The 26,997-nt window shown below is 61.5% G+C and carries 24 protein-coding genes and 3 pseudogenes; 11 read left to right on the top strand and 16 right to left on the bottom strand.

The window, feature by feature from the left end; genetic code table 11:
• Positions 1-62 precede the first annotated feature (62 nt).
• The 6 genes from MU449_RS09750 to MU449_RS09725 all read left to right on the top strand — a co-directional run bounded on the left by MU449_RS09750 (position 63) and on the right by MU449_RS09725 (position 5,275).
• On the top strand, positions 63-1,010 hold the full coding sequence (locus tag MU449_RS09750) for an iron-siderophore ABC transporter substrate-binding protein (RefSeq protein ID WP_244739021.1): 948 nt from the start codon (positions 63-65) through the stop codon (positions 1,008-1,010).
• Positions 1,007-2,002 (top strand): FecCD family ABC transporter permease, encoded by a 996-nt coding sequence (locus tag MU449_RS09745; protein WP_244737835.1) that lies wholly within the window; start codon positions 1,007-1,009, stop codon positions 2,000-2,002. The genes MU449_RS09750 and MU449_RS09745 overlap by 4 nt, the downstream gene beginning before the upstream one ends.
• Positions 1,999-3,030 carry a FecCD family ABC transporter permease gene (locus tag MU449_RS09740; protein ID WP_244737834.1) on the top strand — a complete coding sequence of 344 codons (1,032 nt, stop codon included), beginning with the start codon at positions 1,999-2,001 and terminating at the stop codon, positions 3,028-3,030. Before MU449_RS09745 ends, MU449_RS09740 begins: the two co-directional genes overlap by 4 nt.
• Entirely contained in the window at positions 3,027-3,827 is an 801-nt protein-coding gene (locus MU449_RS09735) for an ABC transporter ATP-binding protein (RefSeq protein ID WP_244737833.1), read from the top strand. The genes MU449_RS09740 and MU449_RS09735 overlap by 4 nt, the downstream gene beginning before the upstream one ends.
• Positions 3,828-3,836: 9 nt before the next feature.
• Positions 3,837-4,034, top strand: a complete 198-nt coding sequence (locus MU449_RS09730; RefSeq protein WP_244737832.1) for a hypothetical protein — start codon at positions 3,837-3,839, stop codon at positions 4,032-4,034.
• A 155-nt stretch (positions 4,035-4,189) separates the two neighbouring features.
• Positions 4,190-5,275, top strand: coding sequence for a tripartite tricarboxylate transporter permease (locus MU449_RS09725; protein WP_342345652.1), 1,086 nt, complete (start codon positions 4,190-4,192; stop codon positions 5,273-5,275).
• Between the two features lie 713 nt (positions 5,276-5,988).
• Here the strand turns inward: MU449_RS09725 and MU449_RS09720 are convergent.
• From MU449_RS09720 to MU449_RS09705, 4 genes are all read right to left on the bottom strand, one after another.
• Entirely contained in the window at positions 5,989-7,206 is a 1,218-nt protein-coding gene (locus tag MU449_RS09720; protein ID WP_280517649.1) for a multidrug effflux MFS transporter, read from the bottom strand.
• A 258-nt stretch (positions 7,207-7,464) separates the two neighbouring features.
• Positions 7,465-7,962 carry a DUF1993 domain-containing protein gene (locus MU449_RS09715; protein ID WP_244737829.1) on the bottom strand — a complete coding sequence of 166 codons (498 nt, stop codon included), beginning with the start codon at positions 7,960-7,962 and terminating at the stop codon, positions 7,465-7,467.
• A 15-nt stretch (positions 7,963-7,977) separates the two neighbouring features.
• Positions 7,978-8,958 (bottom strand): LLM class flavin-dependent oxidoreductase, encoded by a 981-nt coding sequence (locus MU449_RS09710; protein ID WP_244737828.1) that lies wholly within the window; start codon positions 8,956-8,958, stop codon positions 7,978-7,980.
• Positions 8,955-9,914 carry a zinc-dependent alcohol dehydrogenase family protein gene (locus MU449_RS09705; protein ID WP_280517749.1) on the bottom strand — a complete coding sequence of 320 codons (960 nt, stop codon included), beginning with the start codon at positions 9,912-9,914 and terminating at the stop codon, positions 8,955-8,957. The genes MU449_RS09710 and MU449_RS09705 overlap by 4 nt, the downstream gene beginning before the upstream one ends.
• A gap of 229 nt (positions 9,915-10,143) precedes the next feature.
• On the opposite strand from MU449_RS09705, the gene MU449_RS09700 reads away from it, so the two are divergent.
• Positions 10,144-10,518, top strand: a complete 375-nt coding sequence (locus MU449_RS09700) for a winged helix-turn-helix transcriptional regulator (protein WP_244737826.1) — start codon at positions 10,144-10,146, stop codon at positions 10,516-10,518.
• Positions 10,519-10,800: 282 nt separating this feature from the next.
• Here the strand turns inward: MU449_RS09700 and MU449_RS09695 are convergent, their stop codons facing one another.
• The 4 genes and pseudogenes from MU449_RS09695 to MU449_RS09680 form a co-directional block, all read right to left on the bottom strand.
• The gene (locus MU449_RS09695) at positions 10,801-11,754 is read right to left on the bottom strand and encodes an SMP-30/gluconolactonase/LRE family protein (protein ID WP_244737825.1); all 954 of its coding nucleotides are present in this window, start codon (positions 11,752-11,754) and stop codon (positions 10,801-10,803) included.
• 324 nt (positions 11,755-12,078) lie between these two features.
• A pseudogene (locus tag MU449_RS09690) lies at positions 12,079-12,390 on the bottom strand (transposase); the annotation flags it as partial.
• 34 nt (positions 12,391-12,424) lie between these two features.
• Positions 12,425-13,006 carry a glutathione S-transferase family protein gene (locus MU449_RS09685; RefSeq protein WP_244737824.1) on the bottom strand — a complete coding sequence of 194 codons (582 nt, stop codon included), beginning with the start codon at positions 13,004-13,006 and terminating at the stop codon, positions 12,425-12,427.
• A pseudogene (locus tag MU449_RS09680) lies at positions 13,003-14,124 on the bottom strand (YbfB/YjiJ family MFS transporter). Before MU449_RS09680 ends, MU449_RS09685 begins: the two are co-directional and overlap by 4 nt.
• A gap of 135 nt (positions 14,125-14,259) precedes the next feature.
• On the opposite strand from MU449_RS09680, the gene MU449_RS09675 reads away from it, so the two are divergent.
• The gene (locus MU449_RS09675; protein WP_244737823.1) at positions 14,260-15,153 is read left to right on the top strand and encodes a LysR family transcriptional regulator; all 894 of its coding nucleotides are present in this window, start codon (positions 14,260-14,262) and stop codon (positions 15,151-15,153) included.
• Positions 15,154-15,163: 10 nt separating this feature from the next.
• Positions 15,164-15,526, top strand: coding sequence for a 5-carboxymethyl-2-hydroxymuconate Delta-isomerase (locus MU449_RS09670; protein WP_244737822.1), 363 nt, complete (start codon positions 15,164-15,166; stop codon positions 15,524-15,526).
• A 228-nt stretch (positions 15,527-15,754) separates the two neighbouring features.
• Here the strand turns inward: MU449_RS09670 and MU449_RS09665 are convergent, their stop codons facing one another.
• Genes MU449_RS09665 through MU449_RS09640 form a run of 6 tightly spaced genes read right to left on the bottom strand, consistent with a single transcriptional unit; the run spans position 15,755 to position 23,075 of the window.
• Positions 15,755-17,617, bottom strand: a complete 1,863-nt coding sequence (locus tag MU449_RS09665; RefSeq protein ID WP_244737821.1) for a CocE/NonD family hydrolase — start codon at positions 17,615-17,617, stop codon at positions 15,755-15,757.
• Positions 17,614-19,152, bottom strand: a complete 1,539-nt coding sequence (locus MU449_RS09660; RefSeq protein ID WP_244737820.1) for an ABC transporter substrate-binding protein — start codon at positions 19,150-19,152, stop codon at positions 17,614-17,616. The genes MU449_RS09665 and MU449_RS09660 overlap by 4 nt, the downstream gene beginning before the upstream one ends.
• A 41-nt stretch (positions 19,153-19,193) precedes the next feature.
• A complete protein-coding gene (locus MU449_RS09655) occupies positions 19,194-20,231 on the bottom strand; it encodes an ABC transporter ATP-binding protein (protein ID WP_244737819.1) in 1,038 nt (345 codons plus the stop codon).
• Positions 20,228-21,208 carry an ABC transporter ATP-binding protein gene (locus tag MU449_RS09650; RefSeq protein WP_244737818.1) on the bottom strand — a complete coding sequence of 327 codons (981 nt, stop codon included), beginning with the start codon at positions 21,206-21,208 and terminating at the stop codon, positions 20,228-20,230. Before MU449_RS09650 ends, MU449_RS09655 begins: the two co-directional genes overlap by 4 nt.
• Entirely contained in the window at positions 21,205-22,110 is a 906-nt protein-coding gene (locus MU449_RS09645) for an ABC transporter permease (RefSeq protein ID WP_244737817.1), read from the bottom strand. The genes MU449_RS09650 and MU449_RS09645 overlap by 4 nt, the downstream gene beginning before the upstream one ends.
• On the bottom strand, positions 22,107-23,075 hold the full coding sequence (locus tag MU449_RS09640; protein WP_244737816.1) for an ABC transporter permease: 969 nt from the start codon (positions 23,073-23,075) through the stop codon (positions 22,107-22,109). The genes MU449_RS09645 and MU449_RS09640 overlap by 4 nt, the downstream gene beginning before the upstream one ends.
• 254 nt (positions 23,076-23,329) lie before the next feature.
• Here MU449_RS09640 and MU449_RS09635 point away from each other — a divergent pair, with 254 nt between their 5' ends.
• Entirely contained in the window at positions 23,330-24,241 is a 912-nt protein-coding gene (locus MU449_RS09635; RefSeq protein WP_244737815.1) for a LysR family transcriptional regulator, read from the top strand.
• Positions 24,242-24,277: 36 nt separating this feature from the next.
• On the opposite strand, the pseudogene MU449_RS09630 reads toward MU449_RS09635, so the two are convergent.
• A pseudogene (locus MU449_RS09630) lies at positions 24,278-25,032 on the bottom strand (IS5 family transposase).
• Between the two features lie 221 nt (positions 25,033-25,253).
• The gene (locus MU449_RS09625; protein WP_280517746.1) at positions 25,254-25,598 is read right to left on the bottom strand and encodes a winged helix-turn-helix transcriptional regulator; all 345 of its coding nucleotides are present in this window, start codon (positions 25,596-25,598) and stop codon (positions 25,254-25,256) included.
• Positions 25,599-25,750: 152 nt separating this feature from the next.
• Here MU449_RS09625 and MU449_RS09620 point away from each other — a divergent pair, with 152 nt between their 5' ends.
• Positions 25,751-26,953: an IS256 family transposase gene (locus MU449_RS09620; RefSeq protein WP_244737813.1), complete on the top strand. Its 1,203-nt coding sequence runs from the start codon at positions 25,751-25,753 to the stop codon at positions 26,951-26,953.
• Positions 26,954-26,997 lie beyond the last annotated feature (44 nt).

Here is a 26,997-nt window from a genome sequence, read left to right as displayed (position 1 = left end):
TTTGGAAAATTGAGGAAATCGCCATGGCGCTCGCCGTTTGTCCGCTTTTTCTGGGGGCCGCCATGACAATGTGTGTGGCTCTCGCGCTTCCCGCTGCGGCAGCGGACGTGTTCCCGATCACCCTTGACCATGCGTTCGGTTCGACCACGATTTCCGAACGTCCCGTTCGCGTGGCCACGGTGTCGTGGGGCAATCAGGAGGTGCCATTGGCGCTCGGTATCGTGCCGGTGGGTATGGCCGCAGTCAATTTCGGCGATGACGACGGCGACGGCGTGCTTCCGTGGGTTGAGGCGCGTCTGGCGGAACTGGGTGCCGAAACGCCCGTCCTGTTCGACGAAGGTGACGGGATCGATTTCGAGGGCGTCGCGTCGGTGCAGCCGGACGTGATCCTCGCGGCCTATTCCGGGCTGACACGTGCGGAATATGACATTCTAAGCCAGATCGCTCCGGTCGTTGCCTTTCCCGAAACGGCGTGGGGAACCGACTGGCGCGAGACGATCCAAACCAACAGTGCCGGTCTGGGCATGTCGGACGAAGGGGAGGATCTGGTCGCACAGATCGAGGGGGACATTGCGCAATCTGTTGCCCGTCGCCCCGAACTCACGGGCAAGACCGCGATGTTCGTCACCCATCTGGATCCAGCGAACCTGAGCGTGGTGAATTTCTATTCCAGCAATGACACCCGCGTGAAATTCTTCGCCGATCTGGGTCTTGAGTCCCCCGCGAGCGTGATCGCAGCAACGCAGCCGGGTAACTTTTCCGGCAGCATCAGCGCCGAGCAGATCGACGCGTTTGACGACGTGGATATTGTCGTGACATATGGCAACAACATTCTGCTGGAAGCGATGAAGGCCAATCCTCTCGTTGCGCGGATGCCGGCGGTGGTCAACGACGCTATTGTGATGCTGGGGCGCGACCCGCTGGGGACTGCCGCCAATCCGACGCCGCTGTCGATCTCCTATGTGCTGGACGATTATGTCGACCTGCTGGCGGATGCCATAAAGCCATGACGTCCGCCCCGCGCCTGCTGTGGCTGATCGGCGTGTTTGGCCTGCTGATCTTTCTGGCACTGCTCTCCATCCGCATCGGCACGCGGGCCGTGTCCCTGGGGGATGTGTTTGCGGCGCTGCAGGGCCAGGTTGACAGCATAGGTCAGGCCGCGGTCGCAACGCGTTTGCCGCGGACACTGCTTGCGGTGCTTGCGGGGGCCGCGCTTGGTCTTTCGGGCGCGGTGATGCAGGGTGTCACGCGCAATCCGCTGGCCGAACCCGGACTTCTCGGGGTGAATACCGGCGCCTCTCTGGCAATTGCAATCGGGGTCGCGTGGTTCGGGATCGTCTCAGCGCAGGCCTTCGTCTGGACGGCGATCCTTGGGGCCGGTGCGACGGCGGTCTTCGTTTATGCCATCGGCTCGCTGGGGCGCGGTGGGGCCACGCCGCTCAAGCTGACGTTGGCCGGGGTGGCGACGTCGATCGCGTTCACCTCCCTCGTGATCGCGATCGTCTTGCCCCGCGCTGACATTGCGGGAGGCATCCGGTCGTGGCAGATCGGTGGCGTCGGGGGTGCGACGTTCGACACGATCCGCCTTGTCCTGCCCTTTCTGATCGCAGGCTTCGTGATGGCGCTGCTCTCGGCCCGCAAGCTCAATGCGCTTGCCATGGGGGACGAGCTTGCCGCCGGTCTGGGTGAGCGTGTCGCACTGGCGCGAGGCGTGTCCGCTTTGGCGGCGATCGTGCTGTGCGGTGCCACGACGGCGGCCTGCGGGCCGATCGGGTTCGTCGGGCTGGTCGTGCCGCATCTGTGCCGGTTGCTGGTCGGGGTGGATCATCGCTGGATCCTGCCTTTTTCAGCGCTGATCGGGGCCGGTCTTCTGACAGCGGCGGATGTTCTGGGCCGCATTGTTGCCCGCCCGTCCGAGCTGGAAGTCGGCATCGTGACCGCCTTTCTCGGAGCGCCTTTCTTCATCTGGATCGTCCGCAGGCAAAGGGTGCGCGAGCTTTGACCACCATTGCCCTTTCTGCCGTGCGGGCGGACCGCCGCGCGCGCCGCATCCGCAGGACAACCGTTCTTGGCTTCCTTTCGGCGGTTCTCCTCGCCCTGTTTGCTTTTGCGCTATCTTCGGGACAGTCCTTCACCCCACCGCTTCAGGTGTTGCGTGTCTTGATGGGTGAGGAGGTTCCGGGCGCAAGCTTCACCGTCGGTCAGCTTCGCCTTCCACGCGCCGTTCTTGCCGTGCTGGCGGGGATGAGCTTTGGCATGGGCGGTGCCGCCTTCCAGACGATGCTGCGCAATCCGTTGGCCAGCCCGGACATCATCGGCATCAACCTCGGGGCCAGCGCCGCCGCTGTCTTTGGGATCGTCGTTCTGGGGCTGGACGGCGCGGGTGTATCGGTGTTCGCGATCGTGGCGGGGCTTGGGGTCGCGCTTACGATCTTCGGGCTTTCATGGCGCGGCGGGATCTCGGGGACCCGGCTGATCCTGGTCGGGATTGGGGTGGCTGCGATGCTGGAAAGCTTTATCTCCTATGTCCTGTCGCAGGCCCCGGCATGGGACATGCAGGAGGCGATGCGATGGATGTCGGGCAGCGTGAACGCGGCGCAGATGGATCAGGCGCTCCCGGTTCTTGCGGCGCTGGTGATCTTCGGCGGCGCGCTTCTGGTCCGCGCAAAGGATCTGGAGGTGCTGACGCTGGGCGACGACATGGCGGCGGCGCTCGGCACACCGATCACAAGGACGCGTATCGTTGTCATGATCGCCTCGGTCGGGTTGATCGCCGTGGCGACGGCGGCGACGGGGCCGATCCTGTTCGTGGCGTTCCTTTCGGCCCCGATAGCGGTGCGATTGACCGGCCACAGCGGATCCTCCCTGATTCCGGCCGGACTGGTCGGTGCGACCTTGGTGCTTGCGGGCGATCATGTTGGGCAGTTCCTTTTGCCCGCGCGCTACCCGGTGGGTGTGGTGACTGCGGCGCTGGGGGCTCCATATCTCATCTACCTCATCATCCGAACCCATGGCGGAGGGCGCGCATGAACGTTCATTCACTGGCCGCCGAGGGCGTATCCGCGGGGTATGCTGGCACGACAATCTTTTCCGATCTTGACCTGGCGGTGCCGCCGGGCAAGGTCACGGCGATCGTCGGCGCCAACGCCTGCGGCAAATCCACCCTGCTGCGCACCCTGTCGCGCCTGCTGAGGCCGATAGCAGGGCAGGTGCTGTTGGACGGCAAGTCCATCCACGCACAGAAGCCGCGCATCGTTGCGCGTAAGATGGGGCTGCTACCGCAATCGCCCATCGCTCCGGACGGCATCACAGTGGTTGATCTGGTCAGCCGGGGGCGACATCCCCATCAAGGAATGCTTGGCCGATGGGGCGCAAAGGATGATGACGCCGTCGCCTCCGCCTTGGATGCGACACGGACCACAGAACTTGCCCATCGCGCGGTGGACGAGCTGTCCGGTGGCCAGCGTCAGCGGGTCTGGATCGCGATGGCGCTGGCGCAGGAAACCGACCTGTTGCTTCTGGACGAGCCGACGACCTTCCTCGATATCGCGCATCAGGTCGAGGTTCTGGACCTTCTGACCGACCTCAACCGCCGGCACGGCACGACCATCGTGATGGTCCTGCACGACCTGAACCTTGCCGCGCGCTATGCCGATCTTCTGGTAGCGATGGCAGGAGGGCGCATATACGGCCAAGGCAACGCTGACACCGTTCTGACGCAAGACATGGTGCGGAATGTGTTTGGGTTGGACAGTCAAATCCTCCGCGATCCTGTGTCCGGGCGACCGATGATGCTTCCGATCGGGCGGCATCATACTTTGGGATGAGGTCGCGGAATGGCGTATGCCAGCCCAGCTATCAACTTTGAAGGCGAAGTGCCGTATCTAAAAATTGGACTTAAATTGCGATCAGAATTTGGATATCAGCTGATCCCTCCCGATTTTCATCCAGCCCACGGCACCGATAGCATCATGTCTTTTGATGGTTCCGACGCAGATCTCGACTTCTGTGGTCTGTCGATCCAAGCCACATAACGCTACACCTTGAGCATGTGCCCTAAGGGAGATTCATCCTTGGCATATGCGGCATAACCCCGCTCGGTGCGTTAAGCGACAGTATGTCGCTAGAAGTCGTCAACTATCTGCCGCCATGAGGCCTTTATGCCTCAAACGTAGCGAAGACAACGCTCGTGGGGCTAGCCTTGATGATCGGCCCGCACGAGTTCTTTTCGCTCGTTCTCGTGGCGCTGGTCCTGATCGCGAGCATGAGCGAGGGATCTACGGTCAAGGCGCTGATCGGTGCCGCGCTTGGAATGCTTTTGGCCTTGCCAGGATTGGACCCGGTGACCGGGCAACTGCGTCTGGATTTCGGTCTTCCAGGCATGGTTGGCGGGTTCAACATGATGGCGGTTCTGGCAGGGATCTTCGCGGTCAGCCAGCTTTTGCTGGACGCGGGAACCCGTGGCCCGGCCGAGCGTATCCGCCTGCAGGCCAAACGTGCCGCCCTGCCGCTGCGCGACTTCTTCCGCCATTGGGGCAACCTGCTGCGGTCATCGGTGATCGGCACGGCCATCGGCATCCTGCCGGGTATCGGCGGATCGGTCGGGTCAATCGTATCCTACACGACGGCCCGCAACCTTTCCAAGCATCCTGAAAAATTCGGCACTGGCATTGACGATGGCGTCATCGCGTCAGAAACGGCCAACAATGCCACCATAGGCGGCGCGCTCATCCCCATGATCACCATGGGAATTCCAGGATCGATCATCGACGTCATCCTGATCGCCGCGCTGACGCTGCATGACTTGCGGCCCGGACCACTGCTGTTCCAAAGCAACCCTGAGATCGTCTATGGCTTCATGTCCGCGATGTTCATCGCCAACGTGATCATGTTGCTGTTGATGCTTGCGTCGATCCGCTGGCTGGCGCGGATTGTCGATGTGCCCAAGGCGTATCTCGTGCCCATCCTGCTTCTGTTCTGCGTTCTTGGAACCTTTGCGCTGAACAATCGAATGTTCGACGTGGGCGTGATGTTCGCATTCGGGCTGGTCGGCATCCTGTTGCGCGGCTTGCGAATTCCGATCGCGCCCGTGGTGATCGGCTTCATCCTCACGCCCATTGCCGAGAAATCCTTGCGGGCGGCGCTGATCGCTGAGCAGGGCGACTGGACAACTTTCCTGACGCGGCCCATCTCGGCCGTGATGCTGGCAATCGCCCTTTTAATGCTGATCCTGCCGTTCTGGCAGATGTGGAAGCGCGCCTTCGCCACTCGTTGAGGCCAAAAAGGCCCTTTATCCTGTCCATCTCCTGATCTGCATAGGATGCGGGGACGGTTCATAATGCCGATAATAATGAGTCAGCGCATAGATATGTTCTGAGGATCGCCGTATCTCGCACCGTCTGTGGAGCCTCCGGCAAACCCGGCGCGGTTCACCTCCCCATTTCTGGATAAGATCGCATCCCTCGGGCCATCGCATGGCATGGTTGGGTTGATCGTGCTTCCGCTGGCGCTGCTGAGACTGGTGCGCCCTCCTGCGGCCTCGAATAGGGCAGCGCGGCTTGTCCATCACACTCTGCGTGCGCTTCTGGTAGTGATACCGGCGCTTGCGCTTTTGCGCGCCTATGGCAGCGGCAAGAGGTGGATCCACCGCGGGCTGACCATCGTGCCTGAGACGGGGGAGGAAGTCGCATGGATGGTCAAGCTCGGAAACATCGCACATGGCGAGCTGGCTTGGGTGATGGTTGCTCTCATAGGGCTCCATATCCCAGGGGCCATTATGCACGGACTCCGTCAAGACGTAACATTGCACCGTAGGGCATGAAGGTGGCGAGAGTTTGCTCTGTCCCAAACTCGACGGCACGGTCGTCGCCAGCGCGACCGAGCCGCATCGGAGCTCAGGGTGCAAAGGCAACATTCGCTCTGCGCTATTCTGCTGAAGCCGACAATCATTAATACACGTCTCTTAGGCCAAACCTTGTTGAGCATTTGTCACCCGTCATCGGTTGGACGGGCTTTCAAAGCGACGCTCGCCGCTGCGGCTGAGAGCAGCGCACAGGCAGTCATGGTTCCGAGCATTGGAAGATCGGTGCCGTCTGCGGTTGCCGCCACCACGATGCTTGCGAGGGCCCCGGCCGCGAAACCTGCCGTTCCCAAGATAGCGGAGGCAGAGCCTGCGGCAGCGCCGTGTGCGTGGAGGGCCGTGACGGTGCCAACGGGCACCAGGATGCCCAATGAGGCGAAGACCATGGCAACACCAAGGATAAGCATAAGCATGCCACCAAGGTCGAGAAGCCCCGCGACGAGAAGAGCAGATGTAAAAACAGCATTTGCGCTGACGCAGCAACCGAGCAGGCGTAAGGCTCCGAACCGGTCCATGAGCGGTCCGGACAACTGTGCCGAACCGGCCCACACGACGGCAGCAAAGCCGAAGACGATGCTGAATTCCAAAGGTGTCAGTTCATGGATTGTCATGAAGACGAACGGTGACCCCGAGACATATGCGAAGAACGTGGCCTGAGCGAAGCCGATCATCAAAGCGGCGCAGATGAAACTGCGATCCAGCAGAAGCAAGCCATAGCTCCGCAGGGTGGCCATTCCTGAGACACGTCTGGCCACCGGCAGCGTTTCCGGAATCTGTGTGACGACGAGCGTTAGTGCGAGCACGCCCGCGGCGGTCAGGAACCAGAAGATCGATGTCCATCCGTAGATCCCGACGAGAGCCGTGCCCGCCATCGGCGACATAAGAGGGCCAATCGAGATGACGAGGACCATCAGCGACATCATCCGCGCGGCCGTTGATCCAGTATAGCGGTCTCTGATCAGCGCCCGCGGCACGGCCATGGCGGCGCAAGCCCCGATACCTTGCAGGAATCGCCATACGATCAACTGCTCGACGGCGACGGCCAGGCTCGCCCCTATCGATGCGACGACGAAGAGAAGCAGTCCCGCGTAGAGTGCGGGCTTTCTTCCGAACCTGTCGGAGACCGGACCAAAGATGTTCTGTCCGACTGCGAGCGCCGCCAGATAGCTCGTCAGACTGAGTTGGATTGCGGCACTGGTCGTTTCGAGCGCCCTGGCCATCTCGGGAAAGGCGGGAACATACATGTTCATCGCAAGGGGGCCTGCGAGTGACACCAATCCCAGTATCAACGCCTCCTTCCTGAACGATCTGGGACTTGCGCCATGCGAGGTGGCTACGGATGTCATCGCGGGAGCTCTCATATTGAATGGGTGGAGTGCGGTATGTCCGCGTCGGGGAGTTTCATTTGGACCGTCCGCACGGACGCTATACACGGGGTCGAGCGGTCATTTGGCAGCGCCGGTAAACACATATCACCGGCGCGCTTCAAATGCTCTACATGTCCAAGGAACGTTAACGGGCGGAATGGGGCGAGAACTCCCGGTGTGCTTTTCCGTCATGCAAGCAGAGCAGACATTCGGTCAGCGCCTAAAAGCTCTTGATCTTTACCTAAGGAACGGTAGCTGCCCAATGTAGTCCATCTTTCCGATGCGAACGCCCTTGTGGCGCAAGATGTCGTAGGCCGTGACCATGTGGAAATAGAAGTTCGGGACGCCGTGCTGGTGGAGGTAATCTTTCCCGAGGAAGGCGCCGGACCAGCCAGGAGGCGCCACGATACGTTCTTCCCAGCCGGCAAAATCGGCTTCTTTCATCGACATGACATACGCGATCGTCGTTTGGATGAGCGCTTTAAGCTCCGGGATCGTTTTCTCGGTGTTGTCAAACACCGGGACCTCTTTACCGCTTAAGACTGACGCAACAAGCCTTGCCATTTCACATGCCCACTGAACCTGGCTTGTGAGTGGCAGCATATCCGGCGCAAGACGCGCGTTCAGGAGAATTTCTGGCTCAACTTTGTTCGCCTCGGCATGCTCTTGCGCCTTATCCAGTAGACGGGAAAGAGTGCGAAGCATTTTTGTGAACTGCGTGATTTGCTCATACATTATGAATGTCCTTGGTTAGTTGGCCGCCTGGGCTGTTATCTCGAGCGAACGCACGCGCCGACTGAAGTCGAAGATGTCGGCGACGATCATCAGCTCGTCGGCCTTGGTGACGTCGACAAGCTGGTGCAGCCCATCTCGAATCGTCTCAGCGCTTCCCACCACGCTGCAGCTCAGCATCTGCTGGGTTTGCGCTTTCTCCTGCGGCGTCCAGTAGGTCTCGATATCATCCACGGGTGGCTTGAGGAGGCTCGGCATGCCCCGGAACATGTCGGCAAAGGTCATCTGCTGAGACGTTGCCAGCATGCGGGCCTCGGCGTCCGTTTCCGCGGCGATCACATTGACCCCGATCATCGCGTAGGGGCGCTGCAGCTGCTCCGAAGGCCGGAAATTGGCTCTGTAGACGTCCAGAGCCTGATGCAGCGCTTGGGGCGAAAACTGGGACCCGAAGGCATAGGGAAGGCCAAGCGCGGCGGCGAGACGCGCTCCGAATAAACTTGATCCCAGGATCCACAGTGGCACGTTGGTCCCAGAGCCAGGGACCGCCTCGATCCGCTGCGCATCACCCTTGGGGGCGAGAAACGCCTGCAACTCCTGAACGTCCTGAGGGAAGTTTTCTGCGCTGCCGGGATCCCGCCGTAGCGCCCGCAAGGTCATCTGGTCGGTGCCAGGGGCGCGGCCAAGCCCTAGGTCGATACGGCCAGGGTGAAGGGTTTCCAGCGTTCCGAACTGTTCCGCGATGACGTAGGGGGCATGATTGGGCAGCATGATGCCACCCGCACCAACACGGATCGTTGTCGTGCCAGCGGCGATATGCGCCACTACGACGGACGTCGCCGCGGTGGTGACCGCCGGCGAGTTGTGGTGCTCGGCGACCCAGATGCGTTGGAACCCCAGGCGTTCGGCATGCTGGGCAAGAGCCCGTGCATCATCAAGCGCCGCACGACGATCGGATCCCTGATGAACGCGCCCCAGTTCCAGAATGGACAATGGTATCATCGTGCAGGCGGGCCCTCGATGATGACCTTGCCGACATGATTGCCGCTCTTGAGGCGCTGATAGGCGGCCTCGTAGTCCTCGAACGGGAAGACTTGATCGAGGACGGGATGCACCTCGTGCAAAGCCATGGCACGCAGCAGCGCCTCAAAACTCGCCCGTGATCCGATCGACGTGCCGGCGACGCGCAGCGACTTGGCGAGGATGTTGATCGGCGGCAGCCCGCCCCCAAACCCGCTGGTGAATCCGACCAGCGAGATGTCGCCCCCGTTTCGTGTCGCAGAAGCCGACTGCACGATCGTCTTTTCGCCCGCAATGTCGATGGTCTTATCGACGCCACGTCCGTCCGTGAGGGTCAGGATCTCTTGGTCCCAAGCCGGATGAGACCGGTAGTTGACGACCGCTGCGGCACCCAATGCCTCAAGGCGCTCCGCCTTCTCATCCGACGATGTGATCGCATAGACCTTCGCGCCGAACATCTTCGCGATCTGCAGCGAGAAGAGTGCCACGCCGCCGGTGCCCTGCACCAGCACCGTCTCACCCGCTTGCAGGGGCGACGATAGGTTCAGACCGGTCCAGGCCGTGACGGCGGCGCAGGGCAAAGACGCCGCTTCTGCATATGACAGGTAGTCAGGCAGATGCACGATGGCGTTCTCGTGCAGCAGAATGGTTTCAGCGAGCCACCCGTCCGTCGTCATTCCCAAGCTGTCGTCATGATATTCCGGACGGTTGGGGCCGCCGATCCAGTGCTGACAGCACGACGCCGATACGCGGTCGCCAACCTTGGCACGTTTGACGCTCCGACCGACCGCAATCACCTCTCCGGCCCCGTCCGACAAAGGCACGCCATTGGGCTTGGTCGGGCCGCCATAGGCTCCATCGAGGATCGCCTGGTCGCGAAAGTTCAGGGACATTGCGTGGACCCTGACCACAACCTCATGCGGACCCGGGCTCGGCATGGCCTCGTCGTGCAACTCGAGGCCTGGCTTATCCCCGGACGTCCACCGCACAGTCTTCATCACATCAATCTTTCATTTCATCGGCACGACGTCGTCGTTCTCGGAACAAACGAGATGGTGACTGAACGCGCGTCTCACCGAGTATTTGCATTGACCCGAAAATAGCGGTAGCTAGTGCCCATCGCAAGAACACACCTTTTGGTGTAATGCACACGAAAAGGTAAGCTAGATGAAACGGGATTGGCGGAACGGAGATCCTGAACAGCAACTGTTCTGGGCGACGGCGACATGCGAGACGCTGCGGGTGCTGGAAGGGAAGTGGAAGATCGTCATCATCGTCCAGCTTTTCGCGGCCAAGGCGCCGGTGCGCTTTTCGGAGCTTGAGAAGCGGGTCGTGGGCGTGAACCAGAAGATGCTGATCCAGCAGCTGAAGGAGCTGGAGAAGGACGGGATCGTAGAGCGGACGGCCTATCCTCAGGTTCCCCCGAAGGTAGAATATGCCCTGACCGAGCTTGGTCGCGCGCTTGGGCCCTCCATTGAGATGTTGATCAATTGGGCCTTTCTTAAATGCAAAATGAGCGGGGGAACGCCGCAGCAGGTCTGATGCCGCGTCTGATGCGGTCGTGCGGCAACAGTTCAGGGTCTGGGGTGCGAACCGTTGGATAGCCGCGATGGATCGAACGAGGTCCATCGCGGTAGCGCTTTGACCATTACCTCGCACTGCAACGCTTGAACCAGAGCTCAGATGAAAACCGGGGCAATCGGCAAGCCGGCTCGTGCCAGCAAACCAGTTATGGTCATTGAACCGAGCTTTAGCTCCAGCCTTAAGACGGGGGAAGTTAGGGCTCAACCCGGGTGCGATCGTTCCTAACTGATCGTCCGACGATCAAGATGCGGCCCCGAGGACCTTCTCGCTGATCGCTTCAGCGCGGTAAATCGCGGCGCTGCCCCCTTTATCATCGTTCGTCGTGATGAAGAGTTCACCGGTGTCAGGATGGATCGCGAGACTGGTGGTCCCGAGAAACTCACCCTGCTCCCGCTCTGGGATCAACACCTGTGCGATCGGGACACCACGCGAGTCAAACACGAGCACGCGCCCTTCGGTGTAAAGTGCGACATAGACATTGCCATCTACGTCCGTGCGCAAAGAATCCACCTTCGCGCCTGTGAACCTGTAGGCGATCGTCAGCCCATAGTCGGCGACGGTCGTCGGCCCGGCGAGTTCGATGCGATGGAGCAACCCTTTTCCGGTCTCGGTGGCCCACAAGATCTTTTCATCTGGGCTGAGCCCGATCCCGTTTGGCAGGGAGAGGTTCGGGAGAATAGATGTGACCGTCTTCAGGTCTGGGGCGACATAGAAAACCCCACCCGTTGGGTTGGCATTGTTGCCCTGCATATCGGTGAAGTAGAAGCCACCATGCTTGTCGTAGACGAGGTCATCCGGGACATGGCCGGCCCGCGGATCGATAATGATCTGCATGTTTGAACCGTCGGGCTCAACTGCGAACACCGTGCCGCCGCTATGAATAGTTGTGAACCCGGCAACAACGATACGACCGCCTTTGTCGAAATCGATGCCCGCGGCTCCTGCGGTGTTTTCGGCAACAACGACCGTCAACTTACGGTCTGGCGAGAGCTGCAAGACACGACCGGTCATGCAGTCCACGAAAATCAGGTTGCCATGCTTATCGAACCTTGGCCCTTCAAGAATGACCCGTTCGCTCATCCCGCCGAGGGCCGTCATATCGTGCGTGACCGTGAACCATGTTTCGGCCACGATCGTGGGAAGGCTTTTTTCCCATATCGGAATATTGGGTCCGCGACCTGCAGGCTTATTCACCGGTGTGCTCCATTCGAGTTTCGCTAGAACCCGAAACTAGGTGTAAACAATCGACAAAGAAAGAACATACCTTTTGGTGTTATACATACCGGAAGGTAAGCAAGGGAAGGTGAAGCTAATGCGGTGGTTCATCAGGAACGTGCGGGGCTACGCGCTTCACCCCGCTGCAGAGTGAAAAGTCCATCCGACTGCCGAGCGCTGCGGTGCAAGAACGATCCGCACCGCCCGCCGCCGCTCGGATCACCCTTACACGGTGATGCCGCCCGACACGTCGATGACCGGACCCCCGCCGCCTGTTCCGAAGCGTGCTAGGCTCCAGACTCATTAACTTTTGAGCCAGAAGGGGACTGTTGCGGCGAGTGCTATGGCCGAGAGGAAGACGATTGGGCACCTGTCGTATCTGGTCGCAACCTGCCGCCAATCTTTGAGCCTGCCGAACATGATCTCGATACGGTTGCGGCGCTTGTAGCGGCGTTTGTCGTGCCTGATGACTTTCTTCCTGCCCTTCCGACCGGGGATGCATGCCCTTATCCCCTTGTCTTTCAAAGCATCTCTGAACCAGTCGGCATCATAGCCCCGGTCGGCCAGCATCCATTCTGCTTGCGGTAGGCTACTCAGCATGGCGGCAGCCCCGGTATCAAGGGCTGACCTGAGAAGATTGTAACCCGGCTCAGGCGAAGGAAGTTTTCTGAAGAGCAAAACGATCCTTGTGGGCCGCAAAGAGCGCGGTGAGTGCGGGATAGCGATCTGCTCTAAAGTCCGTAACGTCGCGGAAACGAATGTAGTCGAGGGTGATCCACAAACAGAGGCGCGACAAGCTCCATCGTGAATCCTCGGCAACAGCGGTTTCCATGGCATGCAAGCCGCGTCCAAGTGATGTCCGGCGTCGGTCTTGCAGCGTGGTGCCCGCATCACCACAATGCTTCTTGTGGATGGTGAAAGCGAACGCCAGTTCCATCATCCCGTATGCAACTCCGAGTTCGGAAATCGTGCGCATGTCCTCCGCCCGAAGCTCAGCATCGTGCCCCGCGCTTTCGATCAAGTGCCGCACGATCAGCAACGTCTCGGTCAGGACGGTGCCGTCCTCCTCCTGCAGGGCGGGAACGCGGCTCAGGGGATTTACAGCCAGCAGTCCGGGTTGATCCGACCATGGATCGACCCATTCCAATTCAATCGGCTTCAGATCCAGTTCCAGAGCAGTTGCCCGCACCAGACGGGCGAAGGGGGAGGTGCCGTTGAGGTAGATCTTCATCGTGAAGCCTCTTTTCGTAGGAGAAGTGCGGAGGTGAAGGCGAGGACGGCGCCCGTCCCGAGAACGATGACCGAGAGAATCAAGGCAGTCTCGTAACCCTGCGCCGATGTCGCCGCGATGAACATGCCGCTCATCATCTGGCAGAGCGCGAAAAGTGCAGTCCCCCCGGCCCATAGGGCAAGATAGCGCTCAGGCGGTGCCGCCGTGGACAAGGCACCCGACGTGAGCATGACGATGCCCGGGGTCAGAATTCCCACGATGAACAGCGAAATGCTGGCCGCGAGAGGGTCTGGTGCGAAGAATACTAGCGCGACCCCAAATGCCTTCAGGACAAACGCGATCCACAAGGCATTGGAAACTGACAAGACGCGACGGACAAGCATGACGAAGACGGGGCTGAGGCAGGCGCCGATGCCGAACATTGCCCAGCTCAGGCCGACTTGTCCCTCTGTATGCCCATAGGCTCGACGGAGCATGTCCGGCAGGTAGACCGTGTGCATCACGAACCCCAAAGCATCGCAGCCATATGCCAGAAGGATGATTTAGACGCTCCACCTTGTGCGGGAAACCTGTCCTACGGATGCCGATCGCGGCACGATGTTCCGGTGCAGAAACCCACTGCTCCACCAAAGGGCGGCAAGCGCCACACCGGAAAAGGCCATCAAGGCGACGATACTGACCTCGATCCCGTAGACCAGCACCTGCGGCAGGCAGATCGCGGCGAACAAGGCGCCAAGACCTATGCCTACGAACACCATGGGCTGAAACTGCCCGCGGTCCAGCACGGCGAGCTGACGGCCGGCTGCGGCGGTCGCCACGACCATCAGCAGCGCACCGCCCACACCGGCGAGGAAACGCATGAGCCAGAACCATCCGACCCCGAAAGGCAGAATGAGCAGATCGTAAGACAGGAAGACAAGGGCACCCGACATCACGCACAAGGTGCGCTCATTCGTCAGCCGCAGGAAGGGCTTGGCAAGAACCGCACCGGCAAGATATCCGACAAGATTTGCCGCTCCAACCGTCTGAGCAGCACCCACATCGAGCCAGCCGTTTCCGACCAGTTCCGGAATAAGGGGGCTGAAGGCGAAACGCCCGAGCCCTAGCCCAAGGAACATCGCGCTGATTGCAAAGATGAGCACTGACCGCAGCATGATGCCTCCGCTTTCTATGGAAGTGATTGTGCCAGCTCAAAACAGCGAATAGAAATGCTTTAACGCGCATTACTGCATCACTTTTGGTGATTTTCCCCCATGAATATCAAGTCCCTCAGGGCCTTCGTCACGATCTTGGATCAGAGAAGTTTTCAGGATGCCGCAGCCATCCTGAACACCGTGCAGTCGAACATGACGGCTCACGTCCGGAAGCTGGAGACTGAACTCGGCTGCAAGCTGATCGAGCGAGCAGGCACTATCCGGGCCACGCCCGATGGGACCAGATTGGAAAGGCGGGCACGCGAAATCCTGCGCTTGCATGATCTCGCAGTGGCGGATTTGCGGTATCAAGGAAAGGTAGCCGGCACCCTTAGGATCGGGGCGATGGAGACCACGGCCGCACGCCGTCTTCCTCCCGTTCTTCTGCAGTTGGGACGCGAATGTCCCGACTTACGACTTTCTCTGACGGTTGGCAGCACGGGTATCCTGAAAGACATGATGCTGCGACGCGAGATCGACTGCGCCTTCGTGGCGCGTCCGATGGAAGGGGTGTTCGCATCGGAGCCTGTCTTCGAGGAAACCCTCCAGCTCGTTCGACCGACGGCATCCGCCGATCCATTGCATGCGGACGATCTCGAAGCGTATCCCCTCTTGGCGTTTCGGACTGGATGCACTTATCGCGAACAGGCGGAGCGGATGTTCGAGCATGCGGGGATCACGCCGGTCATTCACGAGTTCGGTTCACTGGATGCGATTGCAGGATGCTTGCGTGCCGGCATGGGACAGGCCGTTCTTCCGAAGAGTTACTTTGAAAGTTCAGGGGCGTCCAAAACACTGCACAGCTACGAATTGCCCCGGAATTTGGCTGAGTGTCCGACCTACCTTGTGAGGCTTGCACAGGGCGAGAATAGATTAGTCGATATGCTGGCGCATTTGGTGCATGGCGCGTCCGGGATTGCTGCCGGGAAAGATACGATACGAAATCATCTATAAGGAAAAACTGATGCCTCACGTCATCATCGAGTATTCGGGCAACATCGCGGAATGGGGTGACCCGGCGACGATCACCGGTGCCGTTCATGCCGCTTTGTGCGCGCTTGAGGATCTGCCGGTCGAGGCGATCAAAACACGTTCCGCGATCCGCGAAGATTATCGCATCGGCCGCGATATAGAGGGTTTCAGGGGCTTCGTCGTCATCCTGTTCCGGACACGTCCGGGCCGCGAGGATCACGTGCTTCTGAATATCTCGGAAACCGCGCGTGGTGCGGTTCTGGCTCACGTAGCGCCAGTGGAGGGAAAGACGCTTTCCGTGTCGGTCGAAACCCAGATGATGGACCCGGTCGCCGTGGTTCATGCCAAAGTCTGAACTAGGTAGGGCGGCGCGAACGTCTGGATTGTCCCAAACGCGACGGCACGGTCGGCTCCAGCGCGACCAATTCATTGGTGCTGAGAGCTTAAAGATGTCATTCAATCATCACCCTGATCCCATCTGAGGGCGAGCGGCGGGCATCGGGACGTCGAGATCCGGCCCGTGAACTAGAACAAAAATTTTCAAGCTACTGGTGCCAGAAGCTGTGCCTGGCACCAGCGCGCCTTATATCCCGGCCGGGATAACGGCCAGCCTTATCCGCGACAGATTCTCGGGGCTCATGTGAAGGGTGTTGAGCGCGACCCGGCGTCGTCTGCTCGTCCCTTCTAGCTCGCCGGTGTTCGGGTTCACGTCATATTTCGGAAAGTTGGACGATGAGATGTCGAGCCGAATGCGGTGACCCTTCTTGAACAGGTTCGCCGTCGCGAAGGGGGTGATCGAAATTCGGAACACCTCGCCGTCCTTCACCATCTCCGGTTTGTCAAAGCCGTTGCGGTAGCGGCAGCGGAAGATGCCGTCGGTGATGTTCAGGGCATAGCCGCGCGGGTAGTCCTCGCAGGGGGGATAGACGTCGATCAGCTTCGCGGTGAAGTCGGTGTCCGGCGCATCGGTGGACACCCAAAGTTCCACTTCCACCGGCCCCGCAATGGCAGTGTCTTCGGCCAGAGGCTCCGTCTCGAAGGACAGCACGTCGAGGCGCGCGTTCAGTGGCATACCGGGGCGGGTGCAGCCGTAGAACTGTTCGGCCTCAACCTGATCAAAGCCGCCTCCGGTGAAGATCGGCTCGCCCGAGGTAAGAGATCCGCCGATGGTCGGCACGGGATTGGCCGGATTGTAGTCATAGCTGATCGTGCCCTCGCCTGCGGGATCACGTGCGAGCGACATCTGCGGCGTCAGATACAGATCCAGCTGTTGCGCCTCGGGCAGTGGCCAGTCGGCGCTCTCGATCCAGCGGCCACCATGGTTCAGGTTGCCCGCCGCGGTCTTACCTCCGGGTCCGGTGCCCATAAGGAAGATATGCACGCGCCCCACCTGTTGGGCAGACTGGTCATCCTTCAGCCAGCGCAGGAACCACTTCTCGCGATAGGCGAGCCAGCTTTCGTCGATCTGGCCGTCAAACGTCGCCTCCGTCCCGAAATCGACATCACCGAACAAGCTGCGCGACCGATTGCCATGCGTCCACGGGCCCATAATCAGTGCCAGCGGACGGTCGGGATCGCCCTTCAGGCCCGTGAAGTTCTCCAGCGTGGTTTGGACATAAGCGTCATACCAGCTCGACATGAAGATCGTCGGCACCTTGGGAAACACGCCGTAATAGCCCGCAGCATAGATGCCGACCTTCTTCCAGAAGTCATCGAAGGTGCCGTTCTGCCACTGCTCCAGCAGGTAGTCTTCGTATTCCGGGTTCCACCGGACGGGGGAGCGGCCCTTGGTCCAAGGCATCGCGCCGAACCAGTCGCGCAGGTTCTCCGCCTCGATCGCGCGGGCAGCGGTGGCGTCGGCCGCCTCGATCCCGCGGTGATAGGCCCAAGTCGCCTGTTTCATCTCGAACGCGCCTCCCTGCCGAATGCCGCAGGTGAAAGCGTTGGAAAAGCCTCCTGAATCCACCGCCATGCAGGCAAGGCCTGGCGGGTTCAGGCAAGCCATCGCCATCTGTGTGTGTGCATCATAGGACAGGCCCATGGTGCCCACGCGACCGTTCTGCCAGGGTTGTGCCGCGATCCATTCCATCGCGTCGAAACCATCCTCGCCTTCGGACAGGTATTTGGTGAACACGCCCTCGGATCCGTAGCGGCCACGACAATCCTGCCAGATGACCGCGTAGCCCTTGCGCGCCAGATGGATCGCAAGTTCTGGCCGCGACATCGGGGTCGGAGCATTCACGCTGAATTCGGTGCGCGGGGTGCCGGATTTGTCGTAGGGGGTGCGCTCGAAGATGACGGGCAGCGGTGCGTCGATGCCTGCGGGGCGGTAGATGTCGGTGGCCAGATGCACGCCGTCGCGCATCCGCACCATCACGTTGCGGTGGACGACGACATCATCGGCCACGGGTGTGGCCGACGCGAGGGTCAGGGTCTCGATCTTCACTCCGCGGCGCTCCGGACATCGCCGGCGACGGTGCGCTCGGCCAAGTTGGGAATGAAGTCGATCTCGGTGTTCGAGGCCCAGTAGACTTTCTGGAAATAGAGCGGGACCAGCGCCTGATCCTCCATTGCGATGCGGGTGGCGGCGGCCAGTTTCTCGTTGCGAGTGGCGGGATCGAACTCCTGCATCGCGTCCTGTAGCGCCATGTCGAAATCGGCGTTGCTGTAGCGGGTGCGGTTGAAGCCGCCCGTGCCTTCATCGGCGTTGTAGGTTTGAAGTAGCGAACGCAAGTTGGCCTCGGAGTTCGGGGTGGAGGAGCCGAGCGAGAAGACAAAGGCGCCGTATTCGCCCTTCGAGGCGGCGGCGGCATAGACGTTGTAGGGCAGGGTTTCCACCGCGTTCACCTTCAGCCCGCCGCGCGCCAGCATCTGGCCAAGCGCCTGTGCAAGGTCTCCGTCACCGGGGAAACGGTTGTTGGAGGAATAAATCGTGATGCCGAACCCATCGGGATAGCCCGCCTCGGCCAGCAGCGCCTTCGCCGCCGCCGGATCGGCGGGCACCGCCGACAGATCGTCGGCATAGCCGCCCAGCACGGAAGGCACGATCTGCGCCGAAGCCACGCCCGCTCCGCCGAGAATCCGGTCGATGATCAGCTGACGGTCGATCATCATGGAGACGGCCTTGCGCACACGCACGTCATCGAAGGGGTTGGCGTCAAGCGGGGCACCGGCAAGGTCGGTCACGCCGGGGGCGCTGTCGCGCATCGACAGGCCCAGATAGATCAGGCGGCCGGACTCGATGCCGTAGACCTTGATGTTATTGTTACCCTCCAGCGTCGGCACGTCGGACGGCGACACCGCGTCGATCAGGTCGACCGAGCCGGACAGAAGCGCCGCCGTGCGCGCCGCGTTGTTGGTGATGAAGCGATATTCGACGGTGGCAAATTCGGGCTTGTCGCCCCAGTAGTCGTCGAACCGCTCGATCGTGAGCGATTCCGCAGGTTTCCACGACACGAACCGGTAGGGTCCGGTGCCGATCGCCGCCTTGCCGGAGTTGAAATCGTCCAGCGTCGCGTTCTCGGCCGCGGCCTTGGACAGGATGAACACGCGGCCCACCTGCTCCATGAGCGCGGGGTTCGGGGTCTTGGTCACGATGCGGATGCTGTGATCGCCGGTCTTTTCCATCGATGCGATGGAGCTGACGTTGTCGGTGAAGGGCGCAGGGCTGTTCGGCACCTCGTCCGTCCGCTCCAGCGAGAAGATCACGTCATCGGCGGTGAAGGCGGACCCGTCGTGGAACGTCACGCCCTCGCGCAGGGTGATGTCCCAGGTCAGATCGTCCATGTTGGTCCATTCGGTGGCCAGAGCCGGGTGCATCTGCAGGTTCTCATCGGTGGACAGCAGCGTGCCGAAGATGTTGTCGGCCGTCATTTGGTTGTTGCCCGTGCGCGAGAATTGCGGGTCGATCGCCGACGGCTCGGTCGAGCGACCGATCACCAGATCCTGCGCCATTGCCGTCAGCGCTGTCGAGGCAAGCATCAGCCCTGCAAGGGCAACCTTTCTGAAAAGCGTCATCGTCGTCAGACTCCCATGGTGTCGGTTTGCGTGAAGCGCGGGCGTTCGCCCATGTCGTTGAGGTGGCAAGCGCTGTGTCGCCCCGTGCCGAGGTCGCGCAGCGCGGGGCGCTCCGTGCGGCAGCGCTCCGTGGCGAAGGGGCAGCGGGGGTGGAAATGGCATCCGGGTGGCGGCGCCAGAGGCGAGGGGATCTCGCCTTTGACCGGGCTGAAGGCGCGGTGGCGGCGGTCGATGCGCGGCACCTCGGACAGGAGCGCCGCCGTGTAGGGGTGGTTCGGTTCGGCGAAGATCGCGGCGGTCGGGCCGCTTTCGACGATGCGGCCCAGATACATGATCACCACCCGGTCCGAGATGTGGTGCACCACGCTTAGATCATGGCTGATAAACAGGTAGGTAAGGTCGAACTCGTCCTTCAGGCGCATGAACAGATTCAGCACCTGCGCCTGAATGGAGATGTCGAGCGCGGCGATACTTTCGTCGCAGACGAGGAATTGCGGGTTCACGGCCAGCGCGCGCGCAATCCCCAGCCGCTGCCGCTGCCCGCCCGAGAACTGGTGCGGATAGCGGTCACGCATGGAGGGATCGAGGCCCACCGTCTCCAGCAGGCGCGTGACTAGCGCCTCCTTTTCCGCGTGGCGGACCAAGCCGTGCGCAAGGGGGGCCTCGCCGATGATGTCCACCACCCGTTTGCGCGGATTGAGCGACGACATCGGATCCTGAAAGATGATCTGCGTGTTCAGCCGCGCCCGCCGCGCCGCCTTGCCCGACAGCGCGTTGCGGTCCTGACCGTTCAACCGCACCTCGCCCTCGGTCGCGGGAAGCATGCCTGCAATCACGCGGCCGAGAGTAGACTTGCCGCAGCCGGACTCCCCGACAAGGCCCACAACCTCGCCCTTGGCGATCGACAGGTCCACCCCATCCAGAGCATGCACCGTGCGGCGCGGGCTGGCGGCCCCCAGTCGGATTGCGATCTTCTCGGCGAAGTCCGGCTCGGTCGTGAAGCGTTTGGAGACGTTGACCGCCTCGGCAAAAGGAACGGTCATGGGCGGGTCTCCGATCCGAGGGGGTGGAAGCAGCGGAAGCTGTGCAGGCCCTCCCGCGACTCCGCAGGTTCGGCGCGGCACACCTCGGTCGCGTGGTCGCAACGGGTGCGGAACGCACAGCCTTCGGGCCGGGCCAGCGGCGACGGCGCCGATCCACGGATGGATTGAAGCGGCGCCCCGCGTTCGTTCGCGATGGGCGCGGAGCCGATCAGTCCCTTGGTGTAGGGGTGGCGGGGCGTGTCCAGAACCTCGTCCACCGTCCCCTGCTCGACGATCCGCCCCGCATACATGACGGCGATGCGGTCGGCCAATCCGGCCACCACGCCCAGATCGTGGCTTATCCAGATAAGCCCCATCCCGAGTTCGCGGCACAGCGTCTGCACCTGCGCGAGGATCTGGCTCTGTATCGTGACGTCCAGCGCGGTGGTGGGTTCGTCCGCGATGATCAGGTCGGGCTTGTGTAAAAGTGCTATGGCGATGGCCACCCGCTGGCGCATCCCGCCCGAAAACTCGTGCGGGTAGCTTTCGATCCGCAGCTCGGGCTGGGGGATGCTGACCATGGCCAGCGCCTCGATGGAGCGGCGCAGCGCCTCGGCGCGGCTGACGCGGTCATGGGCCAGCACCGTCTCGACCATGTGGGTCTTGACCGACAGGACGGGGTTCAGCGTCATCATCGGGTCCTGGAAGATCATCGCGATGCGGTTGCCGCGCAGGGCCCTGACCCGGCGTTCGGGCATGCCGACCAGATTCTCGCCCTTGAACAGGATCTGCCCGCCCGCATTCCGGCCCGGCGCATCCACCAGTCCGAGGATCGAAAATCCGGTAATCGACTTGCCCGATCCGCTTTCGCCGACAAGCCCGAGGATCTCACCTCGCGCCACGGTTAGCGACACGCCATCGACCGATTTCACGACACCTGCGGGCGTGAAGAAATGCGTTTTCAGGTCGCGCAATTCCAGCATGGAAGTTTCTCTCATTTCACCAGCCTCGGGTTGAACACCTCGCGCAGGCGGTCGCCCACGATGTTGATCGAGAACACCAGCGTCAGCAGCAGAAGGCCTGGAAACACGCTGATCCAATAAAGCCCCGCCAGTAGCACCTGATAGCCGTTGGAGATCAGCAGCCCCAGCGACGGCTCGGTGATGGGGAGACCGATGCCGAGAAAGGACAGCGTCGCCTCGGCCGCGATGGCGCTGGCCACCTGAATCGTGCCGATAACGATCAGGGGTGGCAGGCAATTCGGCAGCAGGTGACCGAACAGGATCCGAGCGCGCGACAGGCCGAGGCAGCGGGCGGCCTCGATGTAGTCCTTGTTGACTTCCACCAGTGCCGCCGCGCGGGCGGCACGCGCGAAATAGGCCCATTGCACGAAGACGAGCGCGAGGATCACCTTCCACGTGCCCTGCCCAAAGACGGCCAGGATCATCAGCGCGACGAGGATCGTCGGGAAGCCCAGCATCAGATCGACGAACCGCATGAGGACAGCGTCGAGCCGCCCGCCGACCTGCGCCGACAGGAGACCCAGCGTGGCCCCGATGGCCAGCGCCATCACTCCTGCGATCAGCCCCACGGCAAGCGAGGTGCGCAGCCCGTAGAGCATGGCCGACAGCATGTCGCGCCCCTGACCGTCGGTGCCCAGCACGTAGGTCATGCCGGAAAAGCCCTCGGACATCGGTGGCAGCTTGCTGTCGAACAGATCAATCTGCATCAGATCGTAGGGGTTCTGCGGCGCCAGCAGCGGCGCGAAGATCGCGGCGCCGACCAGCAGGATGCACATCACCAGCGCGGCCGTCGCCTTGGGGCTGCGCAGAATGCCGTGGAGCGAGGTTTTCAGCACGCCATCACCAAGCAGGCGGCGCGGGAGGGACAGGACGGTCATCGGCGGCTCCTGATGCGGGGATCGAGGAGCGAGTAGAGGATGTCCACGATCAGGTTGATGCAGATGAACATCGTCACGATCACAAGGATGTAGGCGACGACCACGGGGCGATCGAGGATGTTGATGCTGTCGATGATCAGCTTGCCGACCCCGGGCCAGGCGAAGATCGTCTCCGTGACCACGGCGAAGGCGATGAGCGACCCGAACTCCACCCCAACTACGGTAATGATCGGGATCATGATGTTCTTCAGCACATGGACCAGCACGATCCGGCGCGACGCCAGGCCCCGCGCACGGGCGAACTTGACGAAATCGAGCGGCATCGTTTCCTGCACGCCCGACCGCGTCAGCCGGATAACCAGCGCTATCTTGGCCAGCGATAGGTTCAGCGCCGGCAGGATCAGGTGGCGGATGCCGTCCATCGTCGCAAGGCTCGTCTCGATGCCAAGGATGGTGCCTGTCTGTCCGCGCCCGGTGGAGGGCAGCCAGCCGAGGAATACGGCGAAGATCATGATCAGCATCATGCCCTGCCAGAAGTTCGGCAGCGAGAACCCGAGGATGGAACCAGTCATCACCGTCTCCTCCGTTACGCTGCCAGGCCGCAACCCGGCCAGAAGGCCCAGAGGAATGCCCAGCACCAGGGAGAGGAACAGCGCGCAGAATGCCAGTTCCAACGTGGCCGGGAGGCGTTGCAGAATGACATCAATCGAGGGCTGATTGTAGACGAAAGAGATGCCCAGATCGCCCTGCAGTGCCCGCGACAGGAAGCCGAGATATTGCACCGGCAGCGGCAGATCGAGACCGAGGGACTGCGTGACCTGCGCGCGTTCGGCCATCGTGGCATCGGCGGGCAGCAGGATCTCCAACGGGTCGCCGATGGCGTAGACGCCGGCGAAGACGATAACTGACGTGACCAGCAGCACGAGCATCGCTTGCATAAGGCGGCGGATGACGAAGGCGATCATGCGGGACAAATTCGATAGGGCGTGATCAAGGCTGCGTTCCTTTTTCTGGATACGGGGCTCAGGGAGATCAGACGACAAATCGATTCTGCCGCGCAATAGTATGAGAAAAGCGATTTAACCTATGCGAATATCGCATTAACCCGGCACGAAAGTGTCGATTCCGGCATAGATTATTGCACGTTCGACCTGACAACTTGCCGTAGTATAACGGTTTCGTGACGGTTGGCATGGAAGGCGAATGAGAGGGGTCACCATTGAAACTAAAGGATCTGGAGGCGTTCCGCGCCGTGATGGACAGCGGATCGACTCAAGGAGCCGCCCAATATTTGGGCATATCCCAGTCTGCGGTCAGTAGGCGGCTTACCCAACTAGAAGAATATCTCGATTTGCAGCTGTTTGTGCGGGATCGCGCGCGGCTGATTCCCGCAGACGGGAGCAAGGAACTTGAACGGCTGGCCGGCGATGTGCTGGAACGTGCCTTTCTCCTGGACGAGGTGGCGAAAGCCATGCGCCGTGGAGAGCGCACCCGCGCGCTAATTACCATCTCTGTCCCCTCAAGCATCACCCGCACGACGCTTCCGCGCCTGATCGCCGAGTTTTGCGCCGAGAACCCCGGCTTCCGTTTCGACGTGACGTGCGGCCCCTATGACGCGACGGAGCGCATGCTGCGCGATGGTCGCGTGGACATCGGCCTCCTGCGCCTGCCGTTCAGCGAGCCGGGGTTTCAGCTGGGTGGGGTGATCGCGGCGCCTTCGGTTTGCATCCTGCCGAAGGGGCATCCGCTAACGGTGCTCTCCGAAATCCGCGTTCAGAACCTTAGTGGCGTGCCCCTGGTGCTACTGGGATGGCGGCGCGCGCCGCGGCGGGACGTGGATCTTGCCTTCCAGACCGCCGGGATCGTGCAAGACATCGTTGCTGAGGCGCATTCCGTGTCGACCGCCTGCGGCCTAGTAGCAGCAGGGCTCGGAGTTTCCATCGTGAACGGCCTGCTGATGCGGGAATGCGCCGATCTCGACATTGAGGTGCGCCCCTTTGTGCCCACACTGCCGAATCGGCTTTCCTTTGTCCAGCCACTGGGTCCAAAGGCGAGCGAAGGCGCCGCCGCCTTCGTGAGATTTGCCACCGGCCGTCTGCAAATAATGGCAAGTGAACCTATGGTCAAATAAGCAGCACCAAGCCATGCGGGATGATTGACTGCTAGGTCATGTTGACAAATGTCGGATCCAAAGACGGATCGACGTGATGTCAATGAAACCGAGGAAGCTTTCCGCCGTCTTGTCGTAGCGGGTCGCGACACGCCTGGCGTTCTTGAGTTTGTTGAAGCAGCGTTCGACTAGATTACGCAGGCGATACAGCGAACGATCGACACCAATCCGCTTCTTGCGAGACTTGCGCATCGGTATCACGGGCAAAACGTTGCGCGCCTCCATGCCGTCTCTTATCCTGTCTGCATCGTAGCCGCGCCGCGATCCGCGAGCAGCACGCTCGGGCGGGGCAGATTATCCGTCATCACCAGATCGAAGCCGAGATAGTCCGACGTCTGGCCCGGCGTGATCTCTGTCCTCATGGGAAGCCCGTGCGCATTGACGAGGAGGTGGATCTTGGTCGTAAAGCCACCTTGAGAACGGCCGAAACCCTGTCGTGGAGTCCCCCTTTAGCGCCCGCTGCCTGATGGTGGGCGCGGATCACGGTGCTGTCGATCATCTGCAGGGCGCTTGGCACGGCCCCGCTCTGGTTCAGAGCATCCATGATGTCCTCCCAGAGCCTGGCCAACGTCCAGCGCGGAGACGCTCGACCATTTGCCGAACTCCCCCGGCAGATCGCGCCATGGAGTCCCGGTGCGTGCGATCCAGAATATGCCATCAAGAACGAGGCGGTGGTTGGTGGGTTTGCGCCCGTTCGGGGCGCGGACGGCAAGGATGAAGCGCTCAAAGAATGCCCATTCCTCGTCCGACATAAGGTGTCGTGCCAAGCTAGTCTCCCTCGCGGATGACAGCTTGAATCATGCTCAAAGCCTGAAGTGAATCCTTTTTGGCAACACGACCTAGGGAAGCTCCAACTGCGATCGTTATGCCTCCCTTGCAGCCAGTTCGCTTCCAATGACCGGTTTGTCCCATGATCGTTAGGCCGAGCCTGCTCTGGGGATACGACCCTTTTTACCGATCCTATAAAAAAAGCCTAGAGGTCAGGAGTGCGGGGCGTCCTTCGCCGTGATGTTGCCCGGTCGCCAAGCAGGTCCAACGCGTCCGAGTTGGCGCGGCTCCAGTCGTATACTGTATTCACCAGATCCACGAACCGAAGGCCAAGAGGTGTCAGGCGGTATTCGACAGCCGGGGGCACCGCGCTTTCCACGTGACGACTGATGAGACCGCTGCCCTCCATGTCCCGCAGCGTCTGAACCAGCATCTTCTTCGATATCCCTGGCAGGCTGCGGTGCAAGACGCCGGTGCGGGCTACCCCTTCGTGACGGGCGTGCAACGTATGGAGGATCATGCTCGTCCACTTTGTCGCGAACAGCTCCATCACGCGTCGAGGAGCGCAGTCCTCGCGCCAATCCTCTTCCACAGTGCCTTTCGTCAGATGATGTCCCCAGACGTGGTGTAGCTTGCGGTGGCCATCGGGTTTCTCGGTAGGGTCGGGTTGTGACCACCAACCTGAACCGAGGACTACACCCGATGACCAAGCCCATGATGGACCTGCGCGCGCTCGTGGAAAAGAGTGCCGATGCCGACCTGCTCCGTGAGATGATTGGCTTCGCCGCTGAGCGGCTGATGGAGCTCGAGGTCGGCACGAAGACGGGCGCCGACTACGGCGAAAAGAGCGGCGAGCGGATTGCGCAGCGCAACGGCTACCGCGACCGGGACTGGCAGACCCGCGCCGGCAGCGTCGAGCTGCGCATCCCCCGGCTGCGCACCGGCTCTTACTTTCCGTCATTTCTGGAACCGCGGCGCTCGATCGAGAAGGCGCTGACGGCTGTGATCCAGGAGGCCTACGTTCATGGCGTCTCGACCCGGTCCATGGATGACCTGGTTCAGGCTATGGGTGGGACTGGCATCTCGAAGAGCCAAGTCAGCCGGTTCTGCGAGGAGATCGACGAGCGCGTCGACGCCTTCCTCACCCGCCCCATCGAGGGCGAATGGCCCTATCTCTGGATCGACGCCACCTATCTCAAGGTGCGCCAGGGCGGACGCATCGTGTCCGTCGCGGTCACGCTCGCGGTCGGCGTGAACACCGACGGTCGACGCGAGGTGCTGGGCATGTCGATCGGCGCCTCTGAGGCCGAGCCCTTCTGGACCGAATTCCTCCGAGACCTCGTTCGGCGAGGTCTGTCTGGCGTGAAGCTGGTGATCTCGGATGCGCACGAAGGCATCAAGGCCGCCACGGCTCGAGTGCTATCGACGACCTGGCAGCGCTGTCGCGTTCACTTCCAACGCAATGCCTTGGCCCACGCCGGAAAGAACAGCCGACGCGTCGTCTCGGCCTTCATCGCCACGGCATTCGCCCAGCCCGATCTCGCGGCGGCCAAGACCCAATGGCGCCTGGTGGCCGACCAGATGCGTGGCAAGATACCGAAGCTGGCCACGTTGATGGACACGGCGGAGGAAGACGTGCTGGCCTACATGACCTTTCCCCAGCAGCACCGCGCCAAGCTTCACAGCACGAACCCGATCGAGCGCCTCAACGCTGAGATCAAGCGGCGCACCGATGTCGTTGGGATCTTCCCAAACGAGGCTTCGATCCGCCGCCTCGTCGGTGCGATCCTCATGGAGCAGACCGAGGAATGGACCGTTCAACGCGGACGCTACATGACGCTGGAAACGCTCGCCCCTGTCTGCGATGATCTCACCGTCAGCCTCCCTGCCGCGCAGAGCGACTGACCAGCTCGGCCCGCCAAAGAGCGCGAGGCCCACGATGAGCTACA

This window comes from Falsirhodobacter halotolerans (assembly GCF_022899245.1).
Taxonomy (GTDB): Bacteria; Pseudomonadota; Alphaproteobacteria; order Rhodobacterales; family Rhodobacteraceae; genus Falsirhodobacter; species Falsirhodobacter halotolerans.
This window is presented reverse-complemented; position numbering and strand designations above follow the sequence as displayed.

Excerpts from the sequence above, each read along its gene's own strand:
- MU449_RS09750 (WP_244739021.1), top strand. The coding sequence starts at position 63 with ATGACAATGTGTGTGGCTCTCGCGCTTCCCGCTGCGGCAGCGGACGTG.
- MU449_RS09745 (WP_244737835.1), top strand. The coding sequence starts at position 1,007 with ATGACGTCCGCCCCGCGCCTGCTGTGGCTGATCGGCGTGTTTGGCCTG.
- MU449_RS09735 (WP_244737833.1), top strand. The coding sequence starts at position 3,027 with ATGAACGTTCATTCACTGGCCGCCGAGGGCGTATCCGCGGGGTATGCT.
- MU449_RS09730 (WP_244737832.1), top strand. The coding sequence starts at position 3,837 with ATGGCGTATGCCAGCCCAGCTATCAACTTTGAAGGCGAAGTGCCGTAT.
- MU449_RS09720 (WP_280517649.1), bottom strand. The coding sequence starts at position 7,206 with ATGACATCCGTAGCCACCTCGCATGGCGCAAGTCCCAGATCGTTCAGG.
- MU449_RS09715 (WP_244737829.1), bottom strand. The coding sequence starts at position 7,962 with ATGTATGAGCAAATCACGCAGTTCACAAAAATGCTTCGCACTCTTTCC.
- MU449_RS09710 (WP_244737828.1), bottom strand. The coding sequence starts at position 8,958 with ATGATACCATTGTCCATTCTGGAACTGGGGCGCGTTCATCAGGGATCC.
- MU449_RS09705 (WP_280517749.1), bottom strand. The coding sequence starts at position 9,914 with ATGCCGAGCCCGGGTCCGCATGAGGTTGTGGTCAGGGTCCACGCAATG.
- MU449_RS09700 (WP_244737826.1), top strand. The coding sequence starts at position 10,144 with ATGAAACGGGATTGGCGGAACGGAGATCCTGAACAGCAACTGTTCTGG.
- MU449_RS09685 (WP_244737824.1), bottom strand. The coding sequence starts at position 13,006 with ATGAAGATCTACCTCAACGGCACCTCCCCCTTCGCCCGTCTGGTGCGG.
- MU449_RS09675 (WP_244737823.1), top strand. The coding sequence starts at position 14,260 with ATGAATATCAAGTCCCTCAGGGCCTTCGTCACGATCTTGGATCAGAGA.
- MU449_RS09670 (WP_244737822.1), top strand. The coding sequence starts at position 15,164 with ATGCCTCACGTCATCATCGAGTATTCGGGCAACATCGCGGAATGGGGT.
- MU449_RS09660 (WP_244737820.1), bottom strand. The coding sequence starts at position 19,152 with ATGCTTGCCTCGACAGCGCTGACGGCAATGGCGCAGGATCTGGTGATC.
- MU449_RS09655 (WP_244737819.1), bottom strand. The coding sequence starts at position 20,231 with ATGACCGTTCCTTTTGCCGAGGCGGTCAACGTCTCCAAACGCTTCACG.
- MU449_RS09650 (WP_244737818.1), bottom strand. The coding sequence starts at position 21,208 with ATGAGAGAAACTTCCATGCTGGAATTGCGCGACCTGAAAACGCATTTC.
- MU449_RS09645 (WP_244737817.1), bottom strand. The coding sequence starts at position 22,110 with ATGACCGTCCTGTCCCTCCCGCGCCGCCTGCTTGGTGATGGCGTGCTG.
- MU449_RS09640 (WP_244737816.1), bottom strand. The coding sequence starts at position 23,075 with ATGATCGCCTTCGTCATCCGCCGCCTTATGCAAGCGATGCTCGTGCTG.
- MU449_RS09625 (WP_280517746.1), bottom strand. The coding sequence starts at position 25,598 with ATGGAGCTGTTCGCGACAAAGTGGACGAGCATGATCCTCCATACGTTG.
- MU449_RS09620 (WP_244737813.1), top strand. The coding sequence starts at position 25,751 with ATGACCAAGCCCATGATGGACCTGCGCGCGCTCGTGGAAAAGAGTGCC.